We start from the raw sequence: 5318 nt of genomic DNA, 5'->3' as shown, positions 1-5318 counted from the left end.
GTCGAACGGGATGCCCGAGACCATCAGCGCGGCCGACGCGCCGTTGATGGACGCGATGTCGTGCGGGTTGGCGAGGTCGGCACCGAGGATCGTCGAGATCACCTGCACCTCGTTGCGGAACCCCTCCGGGAAGGACGGGCGCAAGGGGCGGTCCGTGAGGCGGCACGTGAGGATCGCCTGCTCGCCCGGGCGGCCCTCACGACGGAAGAACGAGCCGGGGATCTTGCCCGCGGCGTACATGCGCTCCTCGACGTCCACGGTCAGCGGCAGGAAGTCCACGTCGCGCTGGTTGCCGGCGGTCGCGGTGCACAGCACCACGGTGTCGCCCTGGCGGACTACGACGGAACCGGAGGCCTGCTTGGCCATCTTGCCGGTCTCGAAGGAGATCTCGGATCCAGCGATCTCGACGGAGACACGGGTCTCGGCAGTACTCATATGAAGTTGTCCTTTTGTTCGGGTGCGCCCGTCATTGGTCGGCGCACCTGCGTCTTAGTTCGGCTTCGGTATACGAACCGCCTCATCGTAGCCCAGTCGCGCCAGCCACTGGGCATCCGGAACCCCAAAATGGGCGGTGGCGCCGGCGGCGAAAACCGCTGGTGTCGTCGTGGCTCCGGCGGCGAGCGCGGCGCGCGTGTCCTCGCGCACGCGGGCGGCCGGCCGATCGGCGCGGCGATCGCGGTCGAAGCGCGCGAGATCGAGGCCGAGATCGCGCGCGTGCTGCCACAGATGCGGGTCGTCGAGGCGGCCCTGGTCGGCGTACAGCGCGTCCACGAACGGCCAGAACGCGCCCTGGGCGGCGGCGGCCTCGCTGGCGCGGGCGGCGATCTCGGCGCGGGGGTGCACGTCGCGCAGCGGCAGGTGGCGCCACACGTAGCGGACGTCGCCGCGCTCGGCGAGCAGTTCGCGCACCGTCGGCTCGGCCTGCCCGCAGTAGGGGCATTCGAAGTCGCCGTACTCGACCACGGTGACCGGCGCCTCCAGGGGGCCGCGGATGTGGTCGCGCTCGGGGTCGACGTCGTCGGCGAGGTCGACGATCACCGGGGACGTCCCCAGGAGCGCCCGGCGACGGCGGTCGTCAGGCATCAGGGCCAGCACGCGGAACACGAGCCAGGTGACGGCCGGCGCGACCACGGCCGACGCGAGGATCCCGAGCTTGACCTCGCCCAGCTCCGGGCCGGAGAAGGCCAGCGACGCGATCAACAGCGCGACCGTGAACCCGACGCCCGCGATCGTGCCGCCGCCGAGCACCCCCGCCCACCCGACGGGCGGTCGCAGCCGGCCGCGGGTCAGCGCGGTCAGGCCCACCGAGGTGACCACGATGCCGAGGGGCTTGCCGACGACGTAGGCGACCAGCACGGCCCACGTCACCGGCGAGGCCACGGCCCGGGCGAGGAAGGCGCCGTCGAGCGGCAGCCCGGCGTTGGCCAGCGCGAAGAGCGGGACCACGAGGAACGCCACCCACGGGCTCACCGCCCGCTGGAGGCGGTCGTTGGGCGACACCGCGGACCGGAGCCCGACGGTGGCCGTCCGCGCCAGCTCCGCGGTCGGTTGCTCGCGGAACGCCCGGACGAGGTCGGTGGCCCGCTCCAGATCCCCGCGCGGCGCGGGGTAGGCGAAGGTCAGCAGTCCCATCACCAGCCCCGCGGCGACCGGGTCGAGGCCGCTCGCGAGCATCGCCACCCAGATCCCGAGGCTGAGCGCCACGTAGACCGGCAGGGCCCGGACCCCGAGCGACCGGACGAGCAGCACGACGCCGAGCAGCGCGGCGGCCGCCAGCATCGGCGCGAGCCGGACGTGCTCGGTGTAGGCGACGGCGATGACCACCAGGGCGGCGAGGTCGTCGACGACGAGCACGGTGACCAGGAACGAGCGCAGCGCCGGCGAGCGCGTGCCGACCAGGGTCAGCAGGCCCAGCGCCAGCGCGGTGTCGGTCGACATGACCACGCCCCACCCGTGCGCGGCCGGGCTGCCCGCGGTGAGGGCGACGAAGAGCCCGATCGGGACGGCCATCCCGACCAGCCCCGCCAGCAGCGGGAGGACCAGGCGGGGGCGCTCCCGGAGTTCCCCGAGATCGAACTCGCGGCGGGCCTCGAGCCCGACCAGGAAGAAGAACACCGTCATCAGTCCGGCGTTGACCCACTCGCGCAGGTCCTGCTCGAGCCCGTGCCCGTCGAGCTGCACCGAGAGCGGCATGGCCCACAGCGCGTCGTAGGAGCCCGGGTCGACGGTGGCCCAGACCAGCGCGGTCACGGCCGCCGCGATCAGGGCGTAGGCGCCGGCGTTCTCGCCCGCGACCGAGCGCCGCAGGCGCTCGCCCCACGTCGGGATCCACGGCGTCTGGCCGGTCTCGGGCGGCTCCGGCTGCACACCACGAACGCTAGTCCACCGCGAGCAGGGGACGGACCAGTTCGCGCAGGGCCGCCGTCGGGGGCAGCCCGAGCTCGGCGTCGAGCAGGCGGCGGAACGCCTCGTACTCCCCCAGCGCCGCCGCGGCGTCGCCCTCGGCGAGGTGGACCTCGACGAGGCGGCGACGGGCGCTCTCGCGCAGCGGCTCCTGCGCGACCGCCGCGAGCGCGAACCGCAGCGCCTCGGCGTACCGGCCCTCCCGGACGCACGCGGCGCTGCGGTCCTCCAGCGCGTGCAGTTGCAGCTGACGGTGCCGCTCCCGCTCCACCAGCACCCACCCCTCCGACCACCCGGGCAGCAGCTCGCCCCGCGGCAGCAGGTCGGCGTCCGCGGCGGCGGCGGTGTCGCCGTCGAGGGCGTACAGGTCGACGACGGCGTCCGGGTGCAGTCCCACGCTGGCCGCGTCCACGGACACGAGGGCGCCGCGCACGGCGTCCGGCACCTTCCACAGCACCGTCCGCAGCCGCGTCAGGCCCTCGCGGCCGGTGTGCCCCGGCCAGAGCGTGGCCGCCAGTTCCTGGCGCCGGACCCGCCGACGGGCGAGGGCGAGGAAGGCGAGCACCCGCTCGAGCGTGGGTGAGAGGCGCACCTCGTCGTCGCCGACGCGGCACGCGAACCGGCCCAGCAGGACCAGGTGGCCCGACCCGGCGGCCGGTGGTGCGGTCGGTGTCATCGCCCGGACCACGCTAGGGAGATCGACGGTCCCCCGCGACCGGAGACGGACGCGGAGACGCCCCGGTGACGGCGCGCGCGACGGCGGGACCACGGGCCACGGCGACGCTGCGGGCCACGACGGATCCGATCACGGACCCCGTGGGACCCACAGTGACCGAGGAGAGGACCGAACCCCGTGTTCCTTCACGTGCAGCGCCTGATCAACGAGATCGTCCCGGACGAGCCGGATCCGGCGGCCGCGAACGCCCTGCAGGAGGGGCTGGGCGGTCAGTTCGGCGAGATGCGCACGATGATGCAGTACCTGTTCCAGAGCTTCAACTTCCGCGGCCCGACGGCCAAGCCCTTCCGTGACCTGCTCTACGGCGTCGGCACCGAGGAGATCGGGCACGTCGAGCTGATCGCGACCACGATCGCCCGGCTCCTCGACGGCTCGCCCCGCTACCAGGGCAGCAACTCCGACCCGATCGACGAGCCCGGCGCCGGGGGCGCGACGCCGCTGTCGCTCGCGCTGAGCACGAGCAACATCCACCACTACCTCGTCGGCGCCCAGGGGGCGCTGCCGGTGGACGCGCAGGGCGACCCCTGGACCGGCAAGTACGTCTACGACAGCGGGAACCTGCCGCTCAACCTGCTCTACAACCTCATGCTCGAGTCGACCGGCCGCCTGCAGAAGTGCCGGCTCTACGAGATGACGGACAACAAGACCGCGCGCTCGACGATCGCCTACCTCATCGTGCGCGACCAGGCCCACGAGAACGCCTACGCGAAGGCCCTCGAGGCCCTCGGGGTCCAGTGGAACAAGCTGCTGCCGATCCCGAAGACGAACGCCGAGCAGTTCCCCGAGGTCGCGACCCTGCTCGAGAAGGGACTGCAGAGCAAGCAGTACACCTTCAGCCTCGACCAGCTCTCCGAGGCCGCCAAGGTCTACCACGGGGCCTCGCCGTCGAACGACGGCACCGAGCTCTCCACCGAGCAGGCCCCCGAGGGCGCCCCGATGGAGATCGCGGTGGAGCGCCCCGAGGAGTTCGGCCCGGGTCTGGACAGCGACCTCATGGAGCTCGTCCAGGCGACGGCCGACATGGAGGCCTCCACCCCGCCCGGGATCTACGGCACCACGGGCTGACGGTGGTGTGGTGACCGACGCCGACCGCGCCGGGGCGGTCCTGCTGGTCGCGGTGTGGACCGAGGACGGCGAGCTGCGGGGCCGCCTCACCGGCGCCGACGACCTCGGGTCGCCCACCCGCGCGGTCGGCGCGGCCCACGGCGTCGAGGACCTGACGCGGGCGGTGGGCGCCTGGCTGCGGGCCCGGGCCGACGACCTGGGGTCGGGTCCGGAGAGGGGTGCCTAGCGGGCGCGGTGCAGGCGCATCGGCTGGCTCGCGAAGGCCCGCATCGTGTTGTTGAGGTGCCGGGTCGGCTCCGCGGTCGGCTCGATCCGCTCGACGCGGGCCGCCAGCGCGGCCAGCAGGGCCGCGGCCTCGAGGCGGGCGACGTGCTGGCCGACGCACTGGTGCAGGCCCATCCCGAACCCGACGTGGCCCGAGGGGTCGCGGCCGAGGTCGAACCGGTCGGGGTCGGTCCAATGGCGGGGGTCGCGGTTGGCGGCACCGAGGAACATCAGGATCTTGGCTCCCTCGGGGACGACGGTGTCGCCGACCGGGACGTCGACCTCGGCGGTGCGGAAGAACGTCTGCACCGGGGACTCCCAGCGGACGGCCTCGTCGAACGCGACGCGGGCGAGGTCGGGCCGGGCCCGCAGCGCCGCCCACGCCGCGGGGTCGGTGGCCAGCGCGCGCAGGACCGCGCCGAGCCCGTGCACCGTCGTGTCGACGCCGGCGGTGAGCAGGGACCGCACGATCAGCGGGGCCTGCTCGGGGGTGATGTCACCACGGTCTGCGGCGGCCCAGATCGCCGCGCCGAAGCCGTCATCGGCGAGCTCCTCGCGGGCGCACCGGGCGTTCACCCACGCCGCGTGCTCGCCGATGCGGGGCAGGCCCTTCGCCACGAGGTCGTTCGACGGACCGAAGGCGTTGAAGGCGTGGTCGCCGTAGGGCAGGAGGTGCTCGCGGCCCTCGGGCGGGAGGCCGACCGCGTCGGGGAACACCCGCAGCGGGAACGACTCCGCGAGGTCGGCCATGCCGTCCACCTCGACCGGACCCGGCCCGGCGGCGGCGAGCAGCGCGTCGACGTGCTCCTCGGCGGCCGCGAACCACCGGTCGCGCAGCCGACGGAGGGCG

Annotated in this window: 5 protein-coding genes and 1 pseudogene; 2 read left to right on the top strand and 4 right to left on the bottom strand. The window is 74.0% G+C overall.

Annotated elements, in window-relative coordinates; translation table 11 throughout:
- From AC0CYZ_RS01025 to AC0CYZ_RS01015, 3 genes and pseudogenes are all read right to left on the bottom strand, one after another.
- Window positions 1–435: pseudogene (locus tag AC0CYZ_RS01025) on the bottom strand (hypothetical protein); the annotation flags it as partial.
- Window positions 436–489: 54 nt separating this feature from the next.
- Window positions 490–2367 (bottom strand): Na+/H+ antiporter NhaA, encoded by a 1878-nt coding sequence (locus AC0CYZ_RS01020; protein ID WP_472211247.1) that lies wholly within the window; start codon window positions 2365–2367, stop codon window positions 490–492.
- Between the two features lie 10 nt (window positions 2368–2377).
- The gene (locus AC0CYZ_RS01015; protein ID WP_472211244.1) at window positions 2378–3079 is read right to left on the bottom strand and encodes an AfsR/SARP family transcriptional regulator; all 702 of its coding nucleotides are present in this window, start codon (window positions 3077–3079) and stop codon (window positions 2378–2380) included.
- Between the two features lie 177 nt (window positions 3080–3256).
- On the opposite strand from AC0CYZ_RS01015, the gene AC0CYZ_RS01010 reads away from it, so the two are divergent.
- Together AC0CYZ_RS01010 and AC0CYZ_RS01005 are read left to right on the top strand one after the other, a co-directional pair.
- Window positions 3257–4204 (top strand): manganese catalase family protein, encoded by a 948-nt coding sequence (locus AC0CYZ_RS01010; protein WP_472211241.1) that lies wholly within the window; start codon window positions 3257–3259, stop codon window positions 4202–4204.
- 10 nt (window positions 4205–4214) lie between these two features.
- Window positions 4215–4430 carry a hypothetical protein gene (locus AC0CYZ_RS01005; RefSeq protein WP_472211238.1) on the top strand — a complete coding sequence of 72 codons (216 nt, stop codon included), beginning with the start codon at window positions 4215–4217 and terminating at the stop codon, window positions 4428–4430.
- On the opposite strand, the gene AC0CYZ_RS01000 is transcribed toward AC0CYZ_RS01005, so the two are convergent.
- Window positions 4427–5318: cytochrome P450 (locus tag AC0CYZ_RS01000; protein WP_472211235.1), on the bottom strand; the 892-nt coding region annotated here is incomplete at its 5' end. The genes AC0CYZ_RS01005 and AC0CYZ_RS01000 overlap by 4 nt on opposite strands.

This window comes from Actinomycetospora sp. (assembly GCF_055612215.1).
This window is presented reverse-complemented; position numbering and strand designations above follow the sequence as displayed.